The 2533-nt window shown below is 68.2% G+C and carries 2 protein-coding genes; both read left to right on the plus strand.

Annotated features, from left to right (window positions below; translation table 11 throughout):
• Positions 1-118: 118 nt before the first annotated feature.
• Positions 119-1624: an IS21 family transposase gene (gene istA / locus AX737_RS20560; RefSeq protein ID WP_066924498.1), complete on the plus strand. Its 1506-nt coding sequence runs from the start codon at positions 119-121 to the stop codon at positions 1622-1624.
• On the plus strand, positions 1624-2355 hold the full coding sequence (gene istB, locus AX737_RS20565) for an IS21-like element helper ATPase IstB (protein WP_066924500.1): 732 nt from the start codon (positions 1624-1626) through the stop codon (positions 2353-2355). The genes istA and istB overlap by 1 nt, the downstream gene beginning before the upstream one ends.
• Positions 2356-2533: the final 178 nt, after the last annotated feature.

The following is a 2533-nucleotide window of genomic DNA, read 5'->3' on the forward strand; positions in this document are numbered from 1 at the left end:
TGGGTATCGGCGTGGAAAAAGGACCCGGCTGAGGGGCTGATCGGCGTCCAATAGGGACCCACCCCGCCCCCGTGCATCTCTTGCTCCCTACCGCTCACGGTCAGGGAGCCAGCCGGGGATGTTGATCGTGGAGACCATCGCCAAGATCCGGCGCCTGTTCCGCGAGCACCGGAGCATCCGGGAGATCTCGCGCGAGCTGCGCCTATCCCGCAAGGTCGTGCGCAAGGCGCTGCGCTCGGACAAGACCGCCTTCGCCTACAAGCGTCAGCACCAGCCCCGACCGCAGCTCGATGGGCACATCGCGCGCCTGGACGCCCTGCTGGCCGAGGAGCTGGCCAAGCCTAAACGCGAGCGCCTCAGCCTCACACGCCTGTTCGAGGGGCTGCGGGCGGAGGGCTATGCCGGCGGCTACGACGCGGTGCGCCGCTACGCGCAACGCTGGTTCACGGAGCATGCCGCCACCGCCGCGGGCGTGTTCGTGCCGCTCGCCTTCGCCCCGGGTGAGGCCTACCAGTTCGACTGGAGCCATGAGACCGTCCGGCTCGCCGGCGTCACCACGCAGGTCAAGGTCGCCCATATCCGGCTCTGCCACAGCCGGCGCTTCCTGCTGCGAGCCTATCCGCGTGAGACGCAGGAGATGGTCTTCGACGCCCACGAGCACGCCTTCCGCTTCTTCGGCGGCTCCTGTCGGCGCGGCATCTACGACAACATGCGCACGGCCGTCTCGGCGATCTTCGTGGGTCGCCAGCGCACCTTCAACCGCCGCTTCCTGCAGCTCTGCTCACATCACTTGATCGAGCCCACCGCCTGCAATCCCAGCGCGGGCTGGGAGAAGGGGCAGGTCGAGAACCAGGTGCGCACCGCGCGCAACCGCTTCTTCAAGCCGGTCCTGCGCTTCGAGACGCTGGCTGACCTCAACCACTGGCTGGAGGAGCAGTGTCGGCTCTGGGCGGCCACCGCAGCCCATCCGGTGCAGCGCGACCGCACCGTCCAGGCCGTCTTCGAGACCGAGGATCAGCCGGCTCTGATCCCCTACCGCGGCGCGTTCGACGGCTTCCACGAGGTCGAGGTCGTCGCCTCCAAGACCTGCCTCGTGCGCTACGACTACAACCGCTACTCGGTGGCCGCCCGGGTGGCCGGGCGACACGTGCAACTGCGTGCCTATGCCGACCGGATCGCCGTCTTCCTCAACGGTGAGATCGTGGCCGAGCATCGGCGCTGCTTCGGCCGCTACCAGACCATCTTCAACGCCTGGCACTACCTGCCCGTGCTGGCCCGCAAGCCCGGAGCGTTGCGCAACGGCGAGCCCTTCCGTGACTGGGATCTGCCCTGCGGCTTGGCTCAGATCCGCGAGCGGTTGCGCGCGCATGCCGACGGCGACCGGCAGTTCGTCGCGATCCTCTCGGCGGTGCCGGAGGCAGGCTTGGAGGCGGTCGAGGCTGCATGCATCGCGGCCTTGTCCGCGCGTCTGTTCAGCGCCGATGCGGTGCTCAACCTGCTCGCGCGTGGCCGCGAGAGCCTTCCGCCTACGTCGGTGCCGACGCCCGCCGGCCTGACGCTCGGGATCGAGCCTGCGGCCGATTGCGCACGCTACGACGGCCTGCGCGCTTTGGAGGCGATCTGATGGAGCGGCACACCGTCGTCGAGCTGATGGTCAAGCTCAAGCTGCGCGGCATGCGCGCCGCCTACGACGAGATCATCACGCAGGCCGGCAAGCGCGGGCATGCGCCGGAGCGGGTCGTGGGGGATCTGCTGGCCGCGCAACTGGCTGACATGGAAAGCCGGGCCACGGCCTACCGCATGGGCAATGCCAAGTTCCCAGTCCTGAAGACGCTGGCCGAGTTCGACCTAGCCGCCTCGCCCGTGAACACGGCGATGGTGCGCGATCTGCACCAGGGCAACTTCCTCACCGACAACCGCAACGCTGTGCTGATTGGCGGCACGGGGTCGGGCAAGACGCATCTGGCCATCGCGATCGGGGCGAACTGCGTGCGGGAACGCGAGGCGCGGGTGCGTTTCTTCAACACAGTCGATCTGGTCAACCAGCTTGAGGCGGAGGCGCGGGCGGGCAAGGCCGGTCGGCTGGCCTCGCAGCTGGCACGGATGGACCTCGTGATCCTGGACGAGCTTGGCTACCTGCCGTTTCCGCGTGCGGGCGGGCAGATGCTGTTTCATCTGATCAGCCGGCTCTACGAGCGGACCTCGGTGATCGTGACGACGAACCTGCCGTTTGGCGAGTGGCCGAGCGTGTTCGGGGACGCGAAGATGACGACGGCGCTGCTCGACCGCCTGACGCACCACTGCGACATCCTGGAGACGGGCAACGCCAGCTGGCGGCTGAAAACCCGCAGCTGAATGCCGTTCATGTCGTGGGGCCAGGCTCAATCCGGCGTCAGGCTGGATACGAGGCCGATGCCGCTTCGCTGACCCGACCGGCTGCGCGACATCGGCCTCTGCGTTGGCGCTCATGCGCGGCGGCCGGTGGGTCCCTTTTGGACGCCGATCCTGGGTCCCTTTTGGACGCCGATTGACA

It is taken from the genome of Methylobacterium sp. CCH5-D2 (assembly GCF_001556475.1).
Taxonomy (GTDB): domain Bacteria; phylum Pseudomonadota; class Alphaproteobacteria; order Rhizobiales; family Beijerinckiaceae; genus Methylobacterium; species Methylobacterium hispanicum.

Bases quoted from the DNA above. Each gene is read 5' to 3' on its own strand.
- istA (WP_066924498.1), top strand. From the start codon at position 119: ATGTTGATCGTGGAGACCATCGCCAAGATCCGGCGCCTGTTCCGCGAG.
- istB (WP_066924500.1), top strand. From the start codon at position 1,624: ATGGAGCGGCACACCGTCGTCGAGCTGATGGTCAAGCTCAAGCTGCGC.